This window comes from Streptomyces sp. MB09-02B (genome assembly GCF_033794485.1).
Taxonomy (GTDB): Bacteria; Actinomycetota; Actinomycetes; order Streptomycetales; family Streptomycetaceae; genus Streptomyces.
In genome coordinates, this window is record NZ_JARGEE010000115.1 from 1 (window position 1) to 22,886 (window position 22,886).

A 22,886-nucleotide genomic window follows, 5' to 3' on the forward strand; every position below is an offset into this window, starting at 1 on the left:
GCCCCCGCCACCCGCGCCCTCACCTTCACCATCAACGCCTTGCACAACCCCTTCGACCCAACTGTCGAGGAGGCTGCACGCACCGGCTGGGCCCTGCACGAACTCCCGCTCCGCCACACCGCACGCATCGATGCCGAGGCCGCCCACGCCACCGTCGCCCTGGCCTCCCGCCTCCTGGAGCGCGGAATCGAGGCCGTCTGCGAGAAATACCCCTCGGGCCGGCGCCTGCAGCCCACCGACATCGCCATCGGCACCGCTCACCGGGAACAGGCCCGTCACATCCAGCAACTCCTCAACCGCAATCCCCACGCCCGAGGAGTGCGTGCCGACACCGCCAACCGCCTGCAGGGCCGAGAGTTCGCCGTCACCATCGTGCTGCACCCCCTCTCCGGCCGCCGCGACGCCTCCGCCTTCCACCTCGAAGCCGGCCGCCTGTGCGTGCTGGCCTCACGCCACCGTCACGCCTGCATCATGGTCGCCCGCGCCGGCATCGCCGACCTCCTCGACCGCCACCCCTCCAATGAACCCGTCGCCCTCGGCGTCCCCGCCAAGTTCCCCGACGGTTGGGAAGCCCACCAGCACATCCTCGACCACCTCTCCCAGCACCGCGTCCCCGCCGCCTGACCACCCCGCACCGGAAGCCGCATCCTGCCCATGGCACCCACCGAGCTGACGCTGCGCCCTCACCAAAAAGACGCGGTCGCCGCAGCCACCAAGACCCTGACCCGCCACCCCCGCGCGAGCGTGATCGCCGCCTGCGGAACCGGCAAGACCCTGATCGCCGCCCGCACCGCCGCCCGCGTCGCTCCACGCGGCCGTGTGCTGGTGCTGCTGCCGACACTGGACCTGCTGTCGCAGACGATCCGCTCCTGGCACCTGGCCGGCCGCAAGGGGACCGCCGTGGCGGTGTGCTCGGCCCGTCAGGCCCTCGACCACGAGCCGCTCGGCGCCGACATCCCGCTGACCACCGACCCCGCGGACCTGACCGCCCTCACCGCCACATCCCGCCCCGGGCCCCTCACCGCCTACGCGACCTACGCCTCCCTGCCCGTGGTGGTCGCCGCACACAGCAACCACCGCCTGCCCCCCTGGGACCTCGTCGTTGTCGACGAGGCCCACCGCACCGCCGGCCGCCTGGGCAAGGCCTGGGCCGCCGTCCACCACGACGACCAGGTCCCCACCGCCCGGCGCCTCTACCTGACCGCCACCCCCCGTGTCTGGGACCCCGATGACAGCCCGGACGAGAACACGGAGGCGGTGGCCTCCATGAACGACGAGAACCTCTTCGGCCCCGTCGCCTACCGGCTGACTCTCTCCGACGCCATCGACCTCGGCCTGCTCGCCGACTACCAGATCCTCGTCCCCGTCGTCACCGACGAAGACCTGCGCGACTGGCTCGCCACCGGCCCCCGAGCCGGCGTCGACGGACTGCGCCTGGCCGGCCGCCAGGTCGCTGCCCTGCGCGCCATCCACGACCACCAGTTGCGCCGCGTCCTCACCTTCCACCACCGCGTCGCCGACGCCCGCGCCTTCGCCGCCACCTTGCACGACACCGCCGCCACCCTCCCCAGCCACCTGCGTCCCGAAGGGCTGTGGGCGGACTGGATCAGCGGACGCCACGCCCCCCAGGTCCGCCGCCGCCTCCTCCTGGAGTTCGCCTCCCACGCCGGCCCCCACGCCCCGGCCGTGCTGTCCAACGCACGCGTGCTGGGGGAGGGCATCGATGTGCCCGCCATCGACGCCGTCGTCTTCGCCGACCCCAAGAACAGCCCTGTCGACACGGTCCAGGCCGTCGGCCGCGCCCTGCGCCAGCAGCCCGGTGCAGGCAAGAAGGCCACCCTCGTCGTCCCCGTCTACCTCACCCCGGGCGAAGACCCCGACGACCTCCTCGGCGCCGACGCCTACACCCCGCTGTGGCACACCATCCAGGCCCTGCGCGCCCACGACGACCGCCTGGAGGCCCGTCTGGCCGACCCCCGCACGCACCGGCCCACCATGCCTGCGGACGATCCCGAGGCATGGCTGCACTTCGACCGCCCCGCCCAGGCCGAAGAAGTCGCCCTCGCCCTCTCCCTGAGGGTCCTGGCCCCCAAGAGCGCCGAGTGGCGCCGCGGACTGAAAGCCGCCCGCAGCTACCACCGCGCCCACCAACACCTTGACGTCCCCCAGACCTACGAGGATGCCACCGGCTACCCCCTGGGCCGCTGGCTGAGCTGGCAACGCCACCTCTACTCCCTCGGCACCCTCGATCCCGCACGCGGCCAGGCACTCGAACACCTCGGTGTCATCTGGGACCCCCGCCAGAAGGCCTTCGAGCGGGGCCTAGCCCACGCAACCCTGTACGCCGCCCGCCACGGCCACCTGGCCGCTCCCAGCGGCCACGTCCACGACGGCTTCCCCCTGGGCCGCTGGCTGGCCACCCAGCGTGCCCGCGCCGGCCAGCTCGCCGAGGAACGCGCTGCTGCCCTCGCCGCCCTGGACCGGTGGTGGAACCCGCCCTGGCCGCTCACCTGGCACCGCGCCTATCACGCAGCCCGACAACAGACCGAACAAGAAGCGGCAGGGGAGTGGCTCAAGACGCAGGCAGCCCGGGCGGATGCCCTTCATCCCGAGCAGCGACGGCTCCTCGCGGACCTGGGACTTGACATGCCGACCGCATCCGGCTCCAGCAGCCAGGACAACCGGCAGCCGGCGCGTGAGCGCTCCTTCCAGCGAGGGCTGAGGGCAGCACGGGCCTTCCGCCAGCGGGAGGGGCATCTCAACGTTCCCCAGCGGCACATCGAGCAGACCGAAGACGGCGATGTGCGCCTGGGGCAGTGGCTGAGCAACATCCGCCGCCGCGGCCTCAGCCCCGACCGGCAGGCCGCCCTTGCCGAACTCGGCCTGGGCAGCATCACAGCGGGCGGATGAGCAGGCCGCGGCCGCCGCGCAGGCCCGCGCCCTGCCGAGCGAGACGGGCTGGGCGGGCCGCTCACAAGCGAGCCCGTACGGCCGCAGACAGCGCTGCGGCGTCATCTCCCGCCAACATCACGCTATTTCACTCATCCACCCATCAAAGTGGCCGATGCGCTCGTATCATCCACGGCTGGGGGAGGGGCACCTGTGCCGACACAACTCAACGAACAGCTCCGCGGATTCCTTGACCAATGGCAAGCCCGCCAGCGCCGCACCGCAGGCCTGCAGGCCGCACTCTTCATCCGCCTGGACGGGCTGCGCCGCATCCACCGCGAGTGGGACGCCTACGACCTGATCACCGTGTTGCTCGCCGCACTGCACCTGGTCATCGAGAACGACCGCCTCAGCGGCGGCCGACCCCGCCACGCCCTCGTCGAGGACATCACCAGCCTGTGCGCCTGGCAGCAACCCGACGATCCACCCGCCGCCCACTACGAGATCGCAGAAGCAGTCATGGACCTGCTGGTCAACGAACGTGACCGGCAAACCCGCATGACCGACCGTTACGTGCGGCCCGACGCCGACCACGACGCCCACTACGTGATGCAGTCCTTCGCCTTCGTCACCGCCGCCGCAGACGACGAGAGCGACGAGCCTGTCCTGCGCGCCACTCCCGAAGCCATCAACGTCTTCCAGAACCTCGTCGACTTCGACCCCTTCGACCGGCTCTCCGCCGAGCGCTACCGCTCCGAACGCATGCTCAAGCGCCGCGACTACGACGAGGTCCTCGACTCCGTCGAGCGGCGAACCCTCAGCGTCCACGGCCTGGCTGCCCAGCTGAACAGTCTGCTGCGCCGCATCGTCTACAACGTCCGCGACGTCGACTATGAGGACGACGTCATCCCCCGCCTGACCGACATCATCACCCTGGTCGGCGAACAGGTGGAGGCGGAAGAGAAGTTCGCCGACGCCGTCGCCGAACACTTCCATCTGAACGCACCCGACTACGCCAGGCTCCAACACCTCAACACCAGCCTGCACGACCTGATCATGGCGCTCCTGGCACTGCAGGGCAGCGGCGACGAGGTGAGAGCCGCCTTCGAAGCCGAACAGGACCGCCAGCTGTTCACCCCGCGCCGGCTGACCATCAACCCGCAAGGCCAGCTGTTCGCACCCCTGCTGGACATGGCCCCCGGCGACGTCGCCGACCTGCTGGAACCCCTCATGGTGAGACTGCTCGGCCCGCGCACCCCGCGCGTGCTCAGCCTGCCGCGCCTGAAGGACGTCATGACACCTGCCACCCGCACGACCAGCGAACCAGGCCGTGATCCCTTCGACGTCGGCGATCTGCGCACCACCCCAGACGACCTGGACCCGGCCGTACTGGCCGCCGTACAGGACATCCTGGACCGCGTCACCGAGCCCACCCGGCTGTCCACCCTGCTCAACAACCTTCACCACGCTGACTTCCTCGGCGACCTCGCCGCCCCGGCGGCCCGCCTCGTGCCCTGGACCCTGGCCGTCACCGTCGCCAGCGCCTACGGCGGCTTCCACGGATCCGAAGACGACCTCCCGCCTGCCGCCGACGCCTTCCTCACCGGCCGCCTGGCCGTTGTCCGCCCCGGAACCCGCCTCGCAGCCGCCGGAATCACAGGCGACGACCTGATCCTCATCCCCCGGCCGCGATAAGCGCACCCCACACCAGACAGCACCCAGAAGGGATTCCATGGACGGCACCGACGCCGGACGTCTGCTGGCCTTCGCCCTCGACGTCACCGCGGCCCCCGGCAACAGCGGACAGGGCGCCGACTACCGCACCCTGCTCAACCGCTACCGCACCGACGCCGCATTCCGGCATCTGGTCGACGACATCCTCGAAGGAGCCGGCTGCTCCGTGGCCCTGGCCGACCCGCATCACGGCCTGCTCCTCGACACCGAGCTCGACGGCCCCTGGGCCTGGCCCCGGCGCACGGCAGACCTGCCCTGGAACAAGAACTTCGAGGATGTCCCGGCCCGCGCGGCGCGGCTGCTGGTCCCTATCGCCCTGCTCGCCTACGTCGCGCCCTCCGCCGCCGACTTCGACGACCTGCTGGCCGACCCCCTGGCCGTGGCCGCCACCTTCACCGCCTCCCAGCTCGCCGACTTCATCACCGGCTTCGCCCAGCACAAGGAGGAGGAAGCCACCGACCCGCCCGAAGACGAAGCCCCCCTGTGGTGGCACTGGCTGCAACTGCCCGCCCACGCACCCGCCAGCAAACGAGCAGGACGCCGCGACAGAACGTACCTCGTGTACACAGTCCTGACCTTCCTGCACGGTCAGCGTCTGGTCGCCAAGACTGCAGGCACGACCGTCCGCGACAGCCTCTACCGCCCCCGCAGGCTGCTCCTGGCACGCTGCCGGGCCATGCTCGCCGACCACCTCCTCCAAGACCTGCAGACCTACGCCGCCACCGGCACGCAACCGCCCTCACCCAGCGGGGCCGGATCACAACCCGAGGAGTAAACCGTGGGACCCCTGCGCGGCTTCCGAGTCGTCAACCTCCGCGTCCGGGACAAAGTCGCCGTCCCCGACCTCACGGTCGACCTGACCCAGCACACCCACACCGTGATCGGCCTGGAAAACGGCGGCGGCAAGTCGACCCTGCTGGCTTTCCTCCTCCACGTGCTGCTGCCGCGGGCCGACTACTTCCTGCCCCGCATCGCACAGCGCCGGCAGAAGAAGCAGGGACAGGAAAAACGCATCGAGCACTACGTGCCCGGAGGCCCTCCCACGCACGTCATCCTCGAAGTCGAAACGCCCCCGACCGGCCCTCAACAGGCCCCGCAGCGCTTCTTCCTCGGCGCCTGCCTGGCCAAGCCATCCGCAAGCAGCGAAGACGATCCCGTCTCCGAATACTTCTGGGCGCTGCCCGCCTCCGCGCACAGCCCCTCCCTGGCCGCTCTTCCACTGCGCAACGGCCACCGCCTGCGGGACCACAACGAGTGGCAGACCTACGTCACCGGACTGCGCAGCAGCCACCCCGGCACCGGTATCCAGCACACCGCCAAACAGAGCGACTGGGACCACTACCTGCGCCAAACCCTCAAGATCGACGTCGAATTCGTCAAAAGCTGGCTCCTGGCCATGAACCAGGACGAAGGCGCAGCCGATCACGTCTTCACCTACGCGACCTCCCGAGACTTCCTCAACAGTCTCGTCAAGGCCATCGCCTCACCGGACCTGATCGCCCAGCTGAAGGCCGCCCTGACCCGCCTGGGAGGAGACGCCGACCGACTCGCAGTGGACCGCCGGCGCCTGGACCTGTTCAAAGACCTCGTCCATCACACCGAAGCGCTCGCCGTCCACCGCCACCACCTGAAGGAACTCGCAACCAGCCGCCTTCTGTGGATCGACCACCTGCTGACCGCCCGCCACCACCTGGAGCGCCAGAGCACCGACCAGGACGCCAGCCTCGCACGCCATCGACAGACCCGAATCGAAGCGGAAGCAGGCCAGCACAGCACCCTGGCGGCCTACACCGACGCACATGCCCGCCAGACCGCCGGCAAACTGCAGCTCGCCGAGCTCCAGTTGCACCACACCCAGCAGCAACTGGACGCCAGCACACAAAAGTTCACCCAAGCCGAAGCGGACGCCGCCGCAGCTGACGCGGCTGCCCTGATCGTCCAGCTCGACACCGAGCGACGGCACGTACAGGACATCAGCGCCACCCTCGCAGCACGCGGCCAGGATGCCGAACCCCAGCGCCGCCGCGCCGCATCCGCCGTCCTCGCCCTGACCCAGCGCCTGGACCAGGAGAGGGTACGGCTGAAAACCGAACACGCCACCCACACCGCCGCCGAAAAAGAAGCGCGCGAAGCCGCGGCCCTGGCACACACGGCTCTCCTCGACGCCGCCAACCACTCCGCCAGCGCCGACACTCGCCTGCAGGCATGCCAGACGGAAAGGGGCCGCATCGAAAACGCCCTGCGCGCCGCGGTCCGCGATGGCGTGCTGGGCGCCGACGAGCATCCGGATGCCGCACTGCAGGCAGCGGTGAACCGCCAGGACACCCTGCGCACCGAGCACCACGACACGCAACGCGAGCACTACCGTCTCACCGGCCTGGCAGCTCAGCTCACCGACGCACAGAGCCTGCACGTGGAGCAAGCTGTGCGGGCGCGCGCAGACCTGGATGCACAGGAGAAACTCCTGCAGCAACTGCAGGACGACACAGACACCCTCACCCGCCACCTGCACGCCAGCGCGCTCATCGACTTCGACCCGATCCGGTTGGAGGACCACGACCAGGCAATCGCTGAACTCCTGTCCCTGGCAGCCGCCCAGGCCAAGACACGGGAACTGGACGCCGCCGTACAGGCTGCCGCTGCCCGCCGGGCCGTGGCAGCGCTGGAAGCCACCGCCCTGCTGCCTCCGCGGCCCGCAGTGGCCGAGATCTGCCGTCGCGCCGCCGCCCACAAGTACGGCGCCCGCAGCACCTACGCCTACCTGGCCAACCTGCCTGCCCCGGCGGCCGAAGCCATCGTGCGCGCCCACCCGGCCCTGGCCGACGGCATCGTCGTCAACGTCCCCGACGACCTGCACGACGTAGTCGATCTGGCCCGCCAAGCACGGGCAGACCTCGACGCCCCCCTGGTCATCACTACCCCCCGGGCCCTCGAAGCAGCCACCCCACTGCCCGAGGACACCGTCGTCATCCTGCCCGACGACGCCCACTGGTCCCATCCCGCAGCCCGCACACAAATCGAGGACCGCCACACCGAGGCCGACCGCCGCGAGCAGCACCGCCACGACCTCGGCAGCCGCTACGACCAGGCCCAGAACCTGCGCCGCAGCGTCATCGACTGGAGCGAACGCATTGGAGCACACCGCCTCCACACCGTCGAACAAGAAGCCCAGACACTGCAGACGCACTGCGACGAGGCCGACCGCGTCCGCGCACAGACCCAGCAACAACTCACGGACACCGCCCAGCAGATCGAGACAGCCCAGGAGCGCCTGCGCGACCTGCACGAACAGATCAACCGCATCACCGAACAGACCGGACTGCTCAAAACACTCGCCCAGCAGGCCGCCCGCCGCAGCGAACTCGACATCGAAACACTGCAGGCCGAAGAAGACAAACAGCTCGCCGACCGTGCAAGCGAGCAGGCTCGCACCGGCCTCCAGAGCGCCGAAACCCGCCAGACCCAGGCCCGCGGGGCCTGCGAGCGCATCAACGCCGCCCTGCTCGACCTGCGCCACGCAGCCGTCACAGCCCAGAGCCTTCGCGACGAACTCGCCACCGACACTGACCGCGCCGACCCCTCGGACGCCTGCCTCGACCTCGGCACGCTCACGGAACTGGCCACAACCCGCCACCGCCACTGGAGCGCAGCCGTCAGCGACCCGCAGCTGACCGCAGAACAGAACCTGCACCGCGACCAGGCCGCAAAACTCCAGCAGAAGCTCGACAGCCAACCCCCACCCGTCCAGGACGCCGCCCGGGCCCTGCGAGAGAGCCACCCCGCCCACAGTGCCGCCGACCACGAGCAGACCGCGGGCCAGGCCCGACAACAGCTCCTGCTCCTCAGCACGACGATCGGCACCCTGAAAAGCAACGTCACCCACCAGCGCACCGCCGTCGACGAGGTCAAGGCAGAACTGCGCAGACTGCGCCGCACCTCCCTCGTCGAAGCGGACGACCGCGCCACCACCATCGAGGAAGCCACACGCGTCCTCGCCCGCCTCACCGCCGCCCGGGAAACAGCCCTGGCCGCACGCACCCGTGCCGAGCAGGCCCTGGAAGCAGCCCAGACAGAACTGGACCACGCCCGAGCCGCCCGGGACCTGACCACCCAGGCCATCAACGCACTGCAGGCCGACCTGCCTCTGTTGGCATCCTCAGGCGGACTCATCCCCGCCGTCGACCTCGAAGATCGCGCCTTCCACGTCCAAGGCCAGCCGCCCTTGCCTCCCGCCCCCGACAGCGTCCAGCACCTGATGACCCTGGCGACCACCGCCCTGCCCGGTACCGAGCCCGACCAGGCCACCACCGCCCTGGAACACGGCCGCACCGCACTCCAGAGCGACATCAGCGCCCTGCACCGCCGCCTCGGCCAGCGCGAAGCCCTTGCCACCCGGCAGCTCGAAGAACTCGAAGCCGCCCTGCGCGACGCCCACCCCGAGGTCGTCTCGGGCGACAAACTCGTCCACATGCTCCGCGGACTGCGCCGTACCAGCCTCCTGCAAGACGCCGACGCCCATCACCACGACACCAACGAACGACGAGCGATGCTGCAACACCTGGTCGACTCGTTCGACACGCGTGTGGAAGACCTCAGCCGCACCGCCTTCGCTGCCGTCCAGGAACTCCTGCGCGGCGTCCAGGCCACCGTCCACGACTCCCACCTGCCCACCACACCCGCCCTGGGACGCTGGGCCGGCCTTCCCCTGCTCAGACTCTCCGGCCTCGACATGAAGAAGGACCAGCGCCGCACCGCCATCCTGTCCCTGCTGCAGACATGGTTTGACCCCCACACCCACCACGTCCGCCCCGACTTCGACGCCGACGTCACCATCCACCGTCTCGTCGAAGCCGCCACCCCCGCCTTCAGCGCCCGCGTCCTGATCCCTTCCGACCCTCTCGATCCCCAGCACAAGCCCGTCGACCGCCTCGCCGTGGAGACCTCCGGCGGCGAAGGCGTCACCTTCGCCCTCATCCTCGCTGCACTGCTCGCAGCCCGCCGCGCCGCCGTTCACGGCCACCGCCACACCACCCTGCTCCTCGACAACCCCTTCGCCAAAGTCACCAAACCCGCTTTCCTCCGCCTGGCCCGTGACATCGCCACCTCCCTCGGCGTCCGCTTCATCCCCCTCACCGGCATCCGTGACCTCGGCGCCCTCACCGTCTTCCCCGGCCTCATCCAACTGCGCGTCTCCCGCAGGGAGAACGCCAACATCGTCGTCCCCTACCGCATCACCGACACCGATCTGCAGCCCCTCCTGCACGACGGCACCCTGTACGTCTCCGCTACCGAACGCGACACCGACACGCTCCCCGGCCCGGCCGCAGGGACCTGGCCCGCCCTCTCCGTCGTCACCGTCCGCACCACCACGACGGGCTCGCTCGATGAAGAGGCCCGTCCGTGACCCTCCACGCTCCTGAGCCGCCCCAGGACATCCTCGACCTCTTCGCCGACACCCTGCTGAACGCCGGCCGGGCCCGCCTGAACGCCCAGGACCTGCACCGCCTGTGGGCCCAGGCAGACCCAGCCTGGCCCGACCCCCTCACCGCACGCCTGCGGCTGGCCCACGCCCTGCATGACCTGGCCGACGCCGGCCTGATCACCCTGCCCGCCCCCGCCGGCCGACTCTGGGACACCGGCACCCCCCGTCTGCCGGCACGCATCGCCGTGCCCGCCCACTACACCCCCTCCCGGCAGGCCCTCGACGCCGCTGACGAACCCTGGGGGAGCACGATGCAGTGGGCCCCCAGCTGGATCCGCACCGCACGCCCTCCTGCCCACCTGCGCCAGGATGCCGTTCGCATCAACCGCTGGCTCCTGGCCACCACCGGACAGCCCCGGCCCGTGATTGCCCGCGAAGAACGGTCCCTGCAGATTTTCAACGATGAAAAACGCCTGGCCGCCCTCGCCGCCGGCCCTCTGTTCGCCGCCGGCCGCCTCACACTTGAACATCTCGCGTGCCAAGCACCCGTCGGCGCACTGCGCATCGCCCTGCTCCACCACACCGGACCCCTCCTCATGGTCGAGAACCGGGCCACCTTCGACTCCGCCTGGCGCGCACTGCGCTCCGCCCCCAGCACCCCCTACGCCGCAGTCCTATTCGGCGGGGGAGACGCAGCAACCGCTCTGCTCACCGACATCGTCCAGCTGCACGACCTCACCGGTATCCGCCCGGGCCCCCTCCACTACGCCGGCGACGTTGACATCGCCGGCGTCGAAGCCGCCCACCACTTCGTCACCGCCGCCCGCGCAGCACACCTGACCGCCGACATCAGCCGCCCCCTGTGGCAGGCCCTCGCCCGCGCCGAACCCACCGGCCCCGACCTGACCGCCGACCCCGCCCGCACAGCGCCGGCACTTGACCGTGCCCGGGCCCTGGACATGCCCGCCGAGGTCATCGACCGCCTGACCCAGCGGCTGCGCGTGCCCCAGGAACGCCTCGACCGCACCACGCTGAGCGACACCACGTGGTGGACGACACCCTCCCACCCCACGCCGCCCTGACAAGCGCGGGCCCGGTCAGCCGCTGAGAGCCCTTCCGTGGGCGCCGATCGGTGGAGGGAGCCTCCGTAGCCACTCAGTGAGGCCGCCTGCGTCGAGCCATAACGAAATGGTGCGAACCACTTCGACATCTACCATCGAGACGTGAGCGACAACCAGCTCGAACAGATCCTCCGCTCGGTCGCCCGGCGCATGCGAACAGACTTCGAGCTGTCCGGGGGCTTCACACACAGCGGAGAAAAGGGAGCTGCCCGCGAAAAGGTCTTCCACGACTTCCTGAAGCACTACCTGCCCGGCCACGTTCGAGCCTTCCATAGCGCCGAGATCATTTCGGTCGACGGTCAGAAATCAAACCAGTGCGACATCGTCATCTGCGACCGCAGCACACCGCCCTTGCTCGACATGCAGAGCTACCGCATTGTGCCGAACGAGTGCGTCTATGGCCTCATCGAAGTCAAGTCCAAGCTCGACCGTAAGGAGCTGCGCGACGCGTGCGAGAAGATCCGCCTGGCTAAGAAGCTGCCCAAGTCCGCCTACCACCCAGACCCGCCGCACCAAAGCCAGACTGCCATCGGCGCCTCCCCCTTCCCGACCATGGGCATGATCTTCGCCTTCGACAGCATCGAACCGCTGACCCTGGGCAACCACTTCGCACAGTGGTGCGAAGATCACGAACCAGATGAGCGACCCGATGCCATCTGGATCCTTGGCAAGAGCTACTTCGGCTGGATTCGCCCTGGGGAGCAGACCCTGCGGTCTTCCACGCCAGGAACGAACTTCCATCTCGTCGACCTCCCGCCGCAAGGCGACGTCCTCTTCCCACTCGCGATCTACTTGAATTCCGCCTTCTCTTCCGCGCGGATGCCGCCCTTCCGGCTCTTGGACTACGCAGCCAACGAGACGCTGGGGACCAGCCACAAGTGCTGGGAAGAGCAGAGGGACACAGGCGCGGGAGATCCACCGACAGCCGGGGACTGCCCTGAACCCTGGCCTTGTGTTCGAGGGCGGGTAAGGATGCGCAGGATCGGCGCGATGTGCGGGTCGCGGAAATACGGAATCGATCTCCAGACCTCATGAGTCCGGGCCTCATTTTTCGCCACTTGGAGGCTGTACGCCGAAATGGCCGGATCTACCATCGCCCGCTTGTGCACTGACCGGCACACAACTGTGGTTCCTGCCCAGACAGTGAAAGCCGGTGTGCCCCGGTTTCCCTGGTGAAGCCGCCTTCCATGACCCCGCCGAATGTAACCCAGCACATCCGGCACCCCAGCCGCCGCACTCGGACAGAAGGGGCCCCCAACGCTGGGCAGTCCCGCCCGGACTGTCCTGAACTTGCCCCACAAACAGCTGAGTTGAGCCACCACGGTTGATCGACTGTCAGTGGCGCCCATCAGCATGACAGTGATCGCGGGGAACTCACGAGCCCTTGGGGGAGGACCACATGCCGTTTGTCCGGCCGTACGTGCGCTCCGACGGAACGCCAGTCCGCGGGCACACCCGATGGGCGCCAGGTGCGCGCCGGGAGATGACCATCTTCGCCGTCTTCGGTCTGGCCGTACTCGGCTTCGGCAACACCTCGACCACAGGCGCAACGGACAGCGGGTCGCCCACGCCGTCGGTGACCTACCCGATCCGCTTCGACCATGCCACCCACGACGCCCCGCGGGCGGCTGTCCCGCACCCGACGGTGTCGTACCCGATCAAGTTCGACACTCCCACACCGCAAAAGGCGCAGCCTGCGCCGAGCGTGTCGTACCCGATCGACCTTGCTGCCCCGGGGGGTGGGCGATGACCCGGCGTCCGCCTGCCAGGCGACGGACCACCCGGCGCCCCAGCCGCCGGCGCAGTCAGCAGGACGCACCGATCACCGTCCTGGCCGTAGTCGCCATTGCGGCGGCCGGTCTCGTGGTGATGGTGGTCAACTGGCTCCTCGCACACTGGTGGCTGCTGCTCGTCATGGCCGTCTTCGCCGTCCTGGGCGGTATCGGGTGGTGGCAGCAGCGGACACAGCGTGTGCAGTGGGAGCAGGCACGGGCGCGTGCCCTGCGCTATGGGCTGGCCCAGCTGGATGCGCTCTCCCACCGGCAGTTCGAGTACGCGGTCCGTGACCTGATGAACCGGGACGGCTGCGCCAACGCCGTCCAGGTTGGCGGGCAGGGCGATCTGGGCGCGGATGTGAAGGCGACTGACCCGCAGGGTCGGCGCTGGGTGATCCAGTGCAAGCACCGCCGGCACGGCGAGCGCGGGGCCGCTGTGGGCACCCCGGAGCTGCAGGTCCTCAACGGAACGGGACGCCCGGTCCACAAGGGGGACGTTGTGGTGATGGTGACCAACGGCAGGATCACCCAGCCCGGCCGCATCTTTGCCCGGCAGCAGCGGTTGCACCTCGTCGACCGTCAACTGCTCGGTTCCTGGGCCGCCGGATCGCGGCCGCTGTGGGAACTGCTGCCCGCGCTTCCTCCGCCCCGCAAACCTTCACAGCTTTCCTGAGCCCCACCCGCCTGCGTATGGATGCGACATTGCAACCAGCGGGCGGACACCTGGCGATAGCGCCCTCGCCCTCGATCCTTGGTGAGCCTCTCGTACAGCACCGTCAGCACGTGCACGTTCCCTCCGCATCAGACTCAGCTGGTGAGGGCCTGCCCGTGGGCGTCGATCGGTGGGGGAAGCGTCCGCAGCCGTTCGGCGAGATCGCTGGCTTCTGCAGCGGCGTGGCTGGCGAGCATGCCAGTCAGATGAGAGAGCCGCGTACGGGCGGTGGAGCGCAGCCGGGTGGCGGGGATGCAGTTGAGGACGTCGTGAGCCCGCTGGGCCGCGTCCCGGGGAGTCTCGAAGGACTCGGCCTGGGCAAGAACGAGGGAGGCCGCGGCCCAGCCGGGGGTGGCACTGGTGCATTCGACGAGCGAGGACTCGGCGCGGGCGCGGGCGTCGGCAGCCCGGCCGAGCGCGAGATAGGACTCCGCCTGGTGCAGGGCAAGTTCGGCGGCGTCGAAGCCGAACCGGCCCAGGGTCTCCGGCTCGTCAGCCGTGTCGAGTTCGTTCAGCGCAGTGGCAAGGGCATGGTCGGCCTCGTCACCGCGGCCGGCCGCTGCGAGGGCCGGCAGCAGCGCCCACGCATGCAGCTGCGCCCGAACGCGCCCGGGCGCAGCTGTGGCAGCTCCCCGCTCGGCGTGCTCGACGGCCGCCTCCACACGCCCAGAGGTACGGGCGACCATACTCTGCGCGCCCCACGCCCACGCCTCAAGCCTGCGGTCGCCCGTGTGCGCCCCGTACGCTGCGGCGGTGGAGAGGTGGACGCGGGCTCCGCTGGGGTCGTCGAGGTGGTAGGCGAGATTGCCCAGCAACGCGGACAGCCATCCCACCTGCCGCCGTACGCCCTCGCTGTCCGGACCGGACTTCAGCGCCGGCGTCAGGAGTTTGCGCACGTCGCGGACCTGCTCGAACAACACGTGCGGGGGGTGCTTGCTGTAGTTCAGCGCGTAGTGCTCGACTGCTGCTTCGGCTAGATCGACGACGAGCGGACTGCCCTCGGGGCTGGCGAGGAGAGCCAGGTGCAGGCTCTCGCGCACTGCTGGCAGTCCCGCGTCCGTGGTCATCCGCATCGGCTCCTGTTCGTGCGGGCCGTGCCCGTCGTCGGCGGCGGTGTGATCCCGACCGTACCGGAACATGCCCGGTTCGGACGCCCACTGGTAGCGGTCCAGCCCGAGTTGCTGGGGACGGGCGCCGTAGGCCCGGCACAGCATCACGGTGTACTCGTCGTCAGGCCGCCGCCCCGTATCGTGCTCCCAGCGGCACAGCATTGCGTCTGTCAGTCCGCGCGGCCGCAGCCCGGCGTCGACGTAGAGCGCGGCGACCTGCTCGATGGCATCCGCCCGTGACCATCCCAGCGCCAGGCGCCAGGCTTCCAGGGCGGTAACCTCCGCCAGCGCGGTGCGGATCTCGGTGACGGTCCGCTCGAGGGTGTGATGCTCGCGCTGGCAGCGCATTCTGATGCGCTGCGCGGCACGCTGGATGGCGGCTCGGCGGGCGCGGGTGACGGTGGCCATGCGATCCCCCGGGGCGGGCACGGACGAATGGACCATGCCGTGCTCACGGTATCGGCTGTGCTGACCTCCCGCACGCAACGGACATTGTCCACAACGGTCAATGTCCGTGCTCCGGTGGGGCAATGACGGCCCATCAGCCGAACGGCAATGGTGTTGGAGCAGCCGATTCTCCGGCTGTTTCCCAACATCAGGAGGGCAGCACCATGCCGACGAACCCCACCACGACCCCGGCCACGGCGAGGGAGTCCGCCGGACTGATCCGCGGCCGGCGGGCCATCGCGGCGGCCCGCAGCCGCGGGGCCACCCCGTCCGATGGCGGCGGTACCGGCCGCTCCGACGGCAACGACTGACAGGCCACGCCGGCGATGACGCAGCTGCGCATCGCGGAGCGTCTGGGCCAGGACGCGTTCCTGGCCCAGACGCTGCACCGCGACTACCGACACGTTCCCGGCGCCCTGGCGATGGCCGAACTCGGCGCCCTGGTCTCCTACGAGGTCGTCAACGACATCGTGGCACGACACCGGCTTGAGCCGCCCCGCCTGCGCCTTGCCCGCCACGGCGACACACTTCCCCCGCACCGCTACGCGACCGCCGTCACGACCCGCCGCGCCACGGTATGGCAGCGCGTCCATCCGGCCGAGCTGCATCAGCGGCTCGCCGAGGGGGCGTCCCTCGTCATCGACCAGGTCGACCACCTGCACCAGCCGATCGGCGACCTCGCCGCCGAGCTGGAAAGCTGGCTGCGGGCGCCCGTGCAGGTCAACCTGTACGCGTCCTGGACGGCCACGGAGGGGTTCGGCACCCACTGGGACGACCACGACGTCGTCGTGGTGCAGGTCGAGGGCGCCAAGCGGTGGCGATTGTTCGGACCGACCCGCCACGTGCCGCTGCACCGGGACGTCGCCGACCCCGAGCCGCCCGACGAGACGGCCGCCGAACTGGTCATGCGGCCAGGCGACGTGCTGTATCTGCCGCGCGGTTGGTGGCACGCCGTCACCGCGGACCAGGGCACCCCCTCCCTGCATCTGACATGCGGCATCACTCCGCCGCACACCGGCAGCCGCCTGCTGAACTGGCTCGCCGACGAACTCCTCGCCTCCGACACCTTCCGTGCCGACCTGCCCCTGCACCTCGACGAGGCAGCGCAGGCCCAGTTCCTTGCCCTGCTCGGCAAACAGCTCGCCACCGCGCTTGAGGACCCGCGCCTGCTCCACCGGTACGCCGCAGCCCAGGACGCGGCCGACATGGGCCGTCTGCGGCCGTCCCTGCCCTACGTGGCCACGGTGCCCGCCGACTCGCACGTGCGGGTACGGCTGACGACCGGCCGCGCCCGGGTCACCGCGGTGACGGTGAACGGCGAAGACCTGGTCCGCATCACCGGCGCCGGACAAGAGGTCGACGCCGCATCCGCGGCGGCGCCCCTGCTCCACCGGCTCCTTGAGACCGGCTGGCACGAGCTTGGCGAACTCGCCGATACCGCAGGCGTGCCACTGGCCGATGCGGCCGCCCTCGTTGCTGAGCTGGTCGCGGCGCAGATGGCGACCGTCCGTGCCCAGGAGGACGCGTGAGCGCCTCCCTTGCGCTGGGCACCTACCGGATTCCCGGTGAGGAGCTGGCTGCCGCCGCACGGCGCGCAGCCGGTTCCCCGTCCGCATGGATCGACACCGCCCCCAACTACTGCCAGGGCCGGGCCCACCGACTGCTGGCACCCGTTCTCGCCGACCACCCCCGGCTGCATGTCGCCACGAAGGCCGGCTTCCTCACCAGCGCCTGCGCGCGGGCCGCCCGCGCCGTCGGCGCCATCCCCACAGCGGAGGTCCGGCATAGCATCGCCCCGGAGTTCGTCCGCTGGCAGACCGCCCGCAGCCGCACCGAGCTGGGCCGCAACCGGCTGGATGCGATGCTCCTGCACAACCCCGAGCATCGCCGGCAGGACAAGCAGGATCTGGCCCGTGAGCTGCGTGCGGCGTTCGCCGGCCTGGAAGAAGCCGCATCCGCCGCCGAAGTGGCCGCCTACGGCGTGGCCACGTGGAACGGCTTCACCCACAACGCGTTCACCGTGCCCCAGCTGGACCGACTGGCCCGCGAGGCAGCCGGAGGCCCGAACCACCATCTCCGCGTCCTCCAGCTGCCCGTCAGCCTCGTCATGGACACCCACTTGGACGAGGCCCTGGTCGGCCACGGGCCCATCACCCAGGCAACTGACCGCGGGTGGGAGGTCCAAGCCTCCGCCCCGCTGCATGGCGGGGAACTCCTCACCCTGGCCACCCCCGAGATCGCCGACCTCCTCACGCCAGGCGCCAGCGTGGCCGCAGCCTGCCTGGCGGCCACCGCCTCCTGCCCAGGCCTGGGAAAGGTGCTCCTGGCCACCAGCCGAGCGGCACACTGGGACGACGCCCTCACCGTGACCGGCGCACCCGCCATCCCACCCGCCACGCTACGAACGGTGCTCGATGTACTCGCCGCCCCCCTCTGACGACGCCCAGCGCATGTCAGCCGCGCTCGCATACGCAGCCAACGCACTCGGCGCCACCTCCCAGGGCCCCCAAATCTGGGGCTGGCACGGCCGTACCCTCAGCCACCACGCCCACCACCCCCAGCACGGCATGTGCTGGCTGCGCCTTGTGTCCGTCCCCGAACACAAAGCAGGCGGAAAACTCTGGGAAGGCACCGACCGCGCCCACACCGCCTTCCCCACCGTCCGTAAACCCGCCCTGCACGCCCTGCACGACCACGCCCGCGACGGACACGCCTACCGCACCGAGCTGACCGCGTACGTCGACGAACCCGTGCTGTCCCCAGACCCCGTCCTGCGCCACGAACTCGACCTGACCGACGCGTGGTTCACCACAATCCGCAGCACCCTGTCGACCATCGCAGCCACCCCCACCGACCGCACCGCCGTACGACAGGAATGGATCTCCCGCGCCGTCCCCGAATACACCGGCCGGCCAGCACCCCTGATCCAGTACTGGGAATGCGCACACGGCGACTTCCACACCGCCAACCTGACCCGGGGCGCCACCCTGCTCGACTGGGAGGGCTGGGGCCAAGCCCCCCGCGGCTACGACATCGCCATGCTCTACGCCTACGCCCAACTCGCGCCGGAAACAGCCGCACGGATCCACAGCGAATTCGCCCCACTCCTGCGGAGTGATGCTGGCCGCGCGGCGCTCCTCGTTGTCTGCGCCGAGTTGCTGCAGTCCGCAGCCCGAGGTGATCATCCCGAGCTCACGCCCAAACTGCGAGCACTGGTGGACGACTGCGCGACTCGGACAGTGAGCACCCGCTAGTCAGCGCTGAGACAGTCCCAATCGGGCGCCGAGGGGGGCTGGATCACGCCGTTCGGAGCGCCAGGGGACCTTGGGCGCTCCGTGGCGCTCTTGGGCCCGTAGGTCACCACGGAGCAGCGGCAGCGCCCTCGGCCGTCAGTCCGTTCGCCAGAATTGCCTGCCACTGGCGGTCGGGGTCGTCGTCCCTGCGTTGCGCGGCCAGCTCCTCCAGCGCTTGCCGGTCACCCGCATCGGCGGCGAGTCGCGCGAAGTGTTCGGCCTGCGCGAACTCGTCCGATGCCTCGAGGTGTTCGGCGAGCAGGCCCGGCGCCCATGCCAGGGCCTCGTCGTAGGCACGCTGGAGCAAGGGCATGACCTGTTCGCCGGTTCGGCGTTGTGCCAGGCGGCGCAGCGTCCAGGAGCGCTGACCGGCCGGAGCCTGCCAGGCCAGTTGCTCGGCCGCATCCAGGCGACCTTCCTGCTCGCGGCCCTTCACCAGCTCCCACAAGGGTGTGGTGTAGCCGCGGGTGGCGGCGTGCAGCGCCCACTGGTCGGCCTCGCCGGTCAGCCCTTTCTGTTCGGCCCGGTTCATCAGTACCCGCACGGCCTGGCCCACGCGGGCGGCCGCAGCGCGCTCCAACAGCGCACGGCGGACGTCGTCGGTAACCTGCTCGTCGTGCACAGCGCGGTGGGCCTGTACCCACAGCGCCCACGGGGTGTCCCGGGAAGCTTCGCTCTGCAGCAGTGTTTCTGCTTCCTGGGGCTGCCCGCGCTCACGCAGGCGGCGCAGCAACTGCTCCAGCGCCCACGGGTTTTGGGCCTCAGCGACCTTGGCGAGGGCGCGGTCGCCTGCGGGTGCTCCTTGAGTGCCGTCCAGCAGGGCCACCAGTTGGCGCAACGCCCATGTCTCTCCGGGCGGCATGGGCAGCACGGCCGGGTCGAGGTAATCAAGCAGCGATCGGGGGCCCGCCTCGAAGTCTATTAGGCCCACGCCAACGGCCCGCTGCCGGCGGCGGCGTTCGAAGACGGTGATCGCGTCCCGGTACAGGCGGGCAGCGTCCGCGCTGCGTCCGTCGGCCTCGGCTTGCTCGGCGAGGTCTTTCAACGGGGTGGCTTCGCCCGCGGCGAAGGCTTCCCGGGCGGCCTGCTCCGCCTCGGCCGCGGAGGCGGACGTGCCCGCCATAGCGGCCAGTTCGCCCATCGCACGGCGATCTCCGGCCGCCTGTAGGGCCGTCCGCGCGCCGTCCAGGTCGCCCTGCTCGCGCAGATCGCCCGCATAGGCGCGCAGGATGTCCGGATCGCTGCCCTGGGCGACCTCGGCATACCAGCGGGCCGCCTCCTGGGTTTCGCCGTCCCGCATCAGGGCGCGGGCCAGGTGGAGCTGGGCGGTGGGATTGCCACAGCTGGCGGCTTCCCGCACCAACTGCTCGGCCTGCTGGTACTGCTCCTGTTCCAGCAGCGGCATCAGCAGCTCCTCCAGGACTTCACCGTCACCAGCGAGCGCGGCCTGCTCCTGGACCCGGTAGGCGTCATCGGCCCGCTGACGTTCCTGCCACAGCCAGGCCAGATACTGTCCGGCCTTGAGGTCACCGAGATCCAGCGCCCTCTGGTACAGGCTGGCGGCCTCGGCATCACGCCAGCGTGCCTCTGCTGCCCGTCCCAGCGCCCGCACGAGATGCGGCTCGGGCAGGTGATCCTGCACTGCGCGCCAGAACGATGCCGGGGGAGCGGTGAACCGCCGCTCGGTGCGGCCGATGTGGTCCATGTAGTCGGCAAGCCGGAACCCGCCCGGCCCGCTCGCGGCCGGCCGGGCCCGCACGTGGCTGAGCAGGCCCCGCACCCCCTTGCTCGGCTGCTGCGTGTAGGCGAGAGCGTCCTGCAGCCAGTCCTTGCCCAGTGCGTCGTAGGCGTCGTCGCTGAGATAGCCCTCGGCGGCGTCCTGAAGAAACTCCCGCGCCACCAGCGTCGCCCCGCCCAGCCGGCTGGCGTCCATGGCGGCACTGATCACCGCACGGGCTGCAGGCGGGGCTGTGCGGTAGCGCTCCAGCAGGGCCGCAGCCCCGGCCATGTACTGGGTGATCCGCCCATCCGCGGTATGGGCCAGGGCATCGGCCAGCCGGGGGTCGTGGCCGCCCACCGTCCGCGCGTCCTGCAGCGCCTGTGTATCGAACGCGCCAGGCACATGCAGGGCCGCGCCCTCGAGCAACGACCGTGCCTGCGGATACGGATCGGGCCCGCCCGGAACGGGCGGGGTGGTCAGGGCGCTGAAGAGCTCAGGCCAGACGGTTGCCAGCACGAGCACCGGACCACTCGTGCTGTCCTGCAGCAGGTTCCGCAGACCGGCCGCGGCCTGCTCGGCGCCTGCACCGGCCTGCTCGCCGACGTACCGCTGCAGTTCGTTGAGCCAGATCGCGGTGCGCGGAGCGATGCCTTCCTGCAACGCGTTCGCCAGCGCCTGAGCCGGCGACGGATCGAGAGGGTGCCACAGCCGCCACCCGGCAGGCAGTCCGGCCGCCGCCTCCCAGCACGCCCTCGTCTTGCCCGAGGACGACTCGCCGACCAGCACCACCATCCGGCTCGTACCGTCAGCGGCCTGGCCCACCGCCGCACGCAGAACCTCATCGTGGGCGCGCCGCACATACAGCGGCAGCGAGCCCGGCACCGCCGTCGGCACGTCGACGGGCCGGTGCACCTCCCACGCGCTGAACGCCTCCTGAGGCTGGAGCTCGGCCACGTACCGGCCACGGACGGGCACCGGCAGCGCGGGCCCGCTGCCCGCAGAAGGACGGGCAGGACGGCCGCCGCGCCGCTTCCGGCGCTCCTCAACGGCCCCCTCCCACAGCCCTAGCCACCCAACAGGCGCACCCGCACAGCCCGCTTGGTGGGCCTGCTGGGCGAGATGGGCGATCAGGAACTGCACCACCCGCTGCTGCGACGGCACGGACCGGCCCGCCAGCCAGTCGCTCAACGAGGAAGTAGTCAGCCCAACAGGCGGCTGCTGGCGGAGGCCCAGACGCACCAGCGCCATCAACGTCGGCGAACCTGCCCTCTCGTGCAGAGCACTCAGCATGGACGCGAAAGCCTGCACCGCCGTGCCCTGCTCCACCCCGTATCCCTCCATCCACCCCTCCGCCGACCCCTGCGCCGGAAAACCCGGCAGACGAGCCCTGGCCAGCGTAGACGCCTCCCATCCGTCATCCGGGAGATCGCCGGAAACCTGCCGGACGGGTCCCAATAGAGCCTCCAAGAGCCCGCCATACAGGCGGACCCACACCCAAGGAGACCCCGCCCATGTCCCACCACCTGCTCGACTTGCTCAACAGCCCCTTTACCACGACCCTGTTGGCCACCCACTCCCTCACTGTCGCAGGACTCGTCGTGACCGCGGTGTGCGCCCCGACGACCCGGCGCCGACAGGCGGCTCTCAAAGCGCTGGCCGTATTGCTCGGACGTCCGCCCCGTCCCCGCGACTGAGGATGCCCGCCCAGGCACACAGGCTGGGCGCATCTCTCGTCCGCCGAACGGACCGGCCGTCGCAACGGCCCTACCGCACGGCGAACAGGACGGTGAGAAATACGCCTTCGCCCGCTGAGCCCGAACTGACACACCGAAATGGCAATGACTGACCGCCCGCCCAAGCCGAGTTCCGCGCACGGGCCTGGCGTCCTGGAGGCCAGTGGGAAAGCGGAGAGCCCGAACTGCCGCTCCAGGCTGCCCAGGCCGTGCCACCACGCTGCCCATAGGCCCGCCCTCCGCTGCCGAAAGGGACCGCGGCACCATACACAACGTGCCCCAAGGAGAGACGAGTTGGCACCATGCCCCAGAACCCGCACTCAGGACGGCAACTGCCCAAACCCTCCTGACGCCGACAAGCGTCGCCCCGCATACACAGAGACGCGAGAGACACCAGGCCGCCAGGCCTGCCAGACATGAAGCACGAGAACTACAACACGTGCCCCATCGAAGGAAACTGACACTCACCCAATCCGGCGACAGCCGGATACCACGCACCCCATCACCCCACCCAAGCTCCCCGGCAGGGGAGCACAGGCAACTCAAATACCTGTGTAACCACTCGTTATGACATCGCCGGTGCCGACAGGCGCCGGCACCTTCAACCCCACCCGTTCCCTCCCCGCCAGGGGAGGGGCCTCACATTGCCTTCGTCCTGCCGTCAGGCAGGACAACGCCCCTCTTGCCGAGCGGGCCGCCAGGCCCGCCAACTCTCACAGAAACCAACCGAGTTGGCCCGCCAGGGCCAACTCCGCACCTGACACACAGTCGTGCCGCCAGGCACGACGACAGCAACTTAACGGGCCGTCAGGCCCGTATTGGCCCTGGCTCTTTAACACACTGGAGGTTCCCCCAAACAACCCTTGTATAATCCCGGTTGTGCGCCGAATCAATAAAAAAAAAAAACAAAAGAACAACTATGACAACAAGT

General features: G+C 70.1%; 16 protein-coding genes. 14 read left to right on the forward strand and 2 right to left on the reverse strand.

Features of this window, described 5'->3' with window-relative positions; translation table 11 throughout:
- The 9 genes from P1P70_RS18165 to P1P70_RS18205 all read left to right on the forward strand — a co-directional run.
- Nucleotides 1-624, forward strand: a 624-nt coding sequence (locus P1P70_RS18165; RefSeq protein WP_319238679.1) for an AAA domain-containing protein, incomplete at its 5' end; no start/stop codon positions are given.
- A 30-nt stretch (nucleotides 625-654) separates the two neighbouring features.
- Nucleotides 655-2,910, forward strand: coding sequence for a DEAD/DEAH box helicase (locus tag P1P70_RS18170; RefSeq protein ID WP_319238682.1), 2,256 nt, complete (start codon nucleotides 655-657; stop codon nucleotides 2,908-2,910).
- Between the two features lie 192 nt (nucleotides 2,911-3,102).
- Nucleotides 3,103-4,584 (forward strand): hypothetical protein, encoded by a 1,482-nt coding sequence (locus tag P1P70_RS18175; RefSeq protein ID WP_319238685.1) that lies wholly within the window; start codon nucleotides 3,103-3,105, stop codon nucleotides 4,582-4,584.
- A gap of 37 nt (nucleotides 4,585-4,621) precedes the next feature.
- Nucleotides 4,622-5,398 carry a hypothetical protein gene (locus tag P1P70_RS18180; protein ID WP_319238688.1) on the forward strand — a complete coding sequence of 259 codons (777 nt, stop codon included), beginning with the start codon at nucleotides 4,622-4,624 and terminating at the stop codon, nucleotides 5,396-5,398.
- Between the two features lie 3 nt (nucleotides 5,399-5,401).
- The gene (locus P1P70_RS18185; protein ID WP_319238690.1) at nucleotides 5,402-10,027 is read left to right on the forward strand and encodes a hypothetical protein; all 4,626 of its coding nucleotides are present in this window, start codon (nucleotides 5,402-5,404) and stop codon (nucleotides 10,025-10,027) included.
- The gene (locus P1P70_RS18190; RefSeq protein ID WP_319238694.1) at nucleotides 10,024-11,127 is read left to right on the forward strand and encodes a hypothetical protein; all 1,104 of its coding nucleotides are present in this window, start codon (nucleotides 10,024-10,026) and stop codon (nucleotides 11,125-11,127) included. The genes P1P70_RS18185 and P1P70_RS18190 overlap by 4 nt, the downstream gene beginning before the upstream one ends.
- Nucleotides 11,128-11,268: 141 nt before the next feature.
- Nucleotides 11,269-12,201, forward strand: coding sequence for a DUF6602 domain-containing protein (locus tag P1P70_RS18195; protein WP_319238697.1), 933 nt, complete (start codon nucleotides 11,269-11,271; stop codon nucleotides 12,199-12,201).
- A gap of 448 nt (nucleotides 12,202-12,649) precedes the next feature.
- Nucleotides 12,650-12,916: a hypothetical protein gene (locus tag P1P70_RS18200; protein WP_319238701.1), complete on the forward strand. Its 267-nt coding sequence runs from the start codon at nucleotides 12,650-12,652 to the stop codon at nucleotides 12,914-12,916.
- Entirely contained in the window at nucleotides 12,913-13,614 is a 702-nt protein-coding gene (locus P1P70_RS18205) for a restriction endonuclease (RefSeq protein WP_319238704.1), read from the forward strand. The genes P1P70_RS18200 and P1P70_RS18205 overlap by 4 nt, the downstream gene beginning before the upstream one ends.
- Nucleotides 13,615-13,748: 134 nt before the next feature.
- On the opposite strand, the gene P1P70_RS18210 is transcribed toward P1P70_RS18205, so the two are convergent.
- Complete coding sequence (locus P1P70_RS18210) at nucleotides 13,749-15,170, reverse strand: Twin-arginine translocation pathway signal (RefSeq protein ID WP_319238708.1); 1,422 nt, start codon at nucleotides 15,168-15,170, stop codon at nucleotides 13,749-13,751.
- A 203-nt stretch (nucleotides 15,171-15,373) separates the two neighbouring features.
- On the opposite strand from P1P70_RS18210, the gene P1P70_RS18215 reads away from it, so the two are divergent.
- The 4 genes from P1P70_RS18215 to P1P70_RS18230 are packed head-to-tail and all read left to right on the forward strand — an operon-like array spanning nucleotide 15,374 to nucleotide 18,463.
- Entirely contained in the window at nucleotides 15,374-15,520 is a 147-nt protein-coding gene (locus P1P70_RS18215; protein ID WP_319238711.1) for a hypothetical protein, read from the forward strand.
- A 15-nt stretch (nucleotides 15,521-15,535) separates the two neighbouring features.
- Entirely contained in the window at nucleotides 15,536-16,738 is a 1,203-nt protein-coding gene (locus tag P1P70_RS18220) for a JmjC domain-containing protein (RefSeq protein WP_319238714.1), read from the forward strand.
- Nucleotides 16,735-17,646 carry an aldo/keto reductase gene (locus P1P70_RS18225; RefSeq protein WP_319238717.1) on the forward strand — a complete coding sequence of 304 codons (912 nt, stop codon included), beginning with the start codon at nucleotides 16,735-16,737 and terminating at the stop codon, nucleotides 17,644-17,646. The genes P1P70_RS18220 and P1P70_RS18225 overlap by 4 nt, the downstream gene beginning before the upstream one ends.
- Nucleotides 17,647-17,659: 13 nt before the next feature.
- Complete coding sequence (locus P1P70_RS18230; RefSeq protein ID WP_319238720.1) at nucleotides 17,660-18,463, forward strand: hypothetical protein; 804 nt, start codon at nucleotides 17,660-17,662, stop codon at nucleotides 18,461-18,463.
- A 103-nt stretch (nucleotides 18,464-18,566) separates the two neighbouring features.
- Here the strand turns inward: P1P70_RS18230 and P1P70_RS18235 are convergent, their stop codons facing one another.
- A complete protein-coding gene (locus tag P1P70_RS18235; protein ID WP_319238722.1) occupies nucleotides 18,567-21,548 on the reverse strand; it encodes an AAA family ATPase in 2,982 nt (993 codons plus the stop codon).
- Nucleotides 21,549-21,733: 185 nt separating this feature from the next.
- Here P1P70_RS18235 and P1P70_RS18240 point away from each other — a divergent pair, with 185 nt between their 5' ends.
- Nucleotides 21,734-21,916: a hypothetical protein gene (locus P1P70_RS18240; protein WP_319238725.1), complete on the forward strand. Its 183-nt coding sequence runs from the start codon at nucleotides 21,734-21,736 to the stop codon at nucleotides 21,914-21,916.
- The last annotated feature ends 970 nt before the right edge of the window (nucleotides 21,917-22,886 follow it).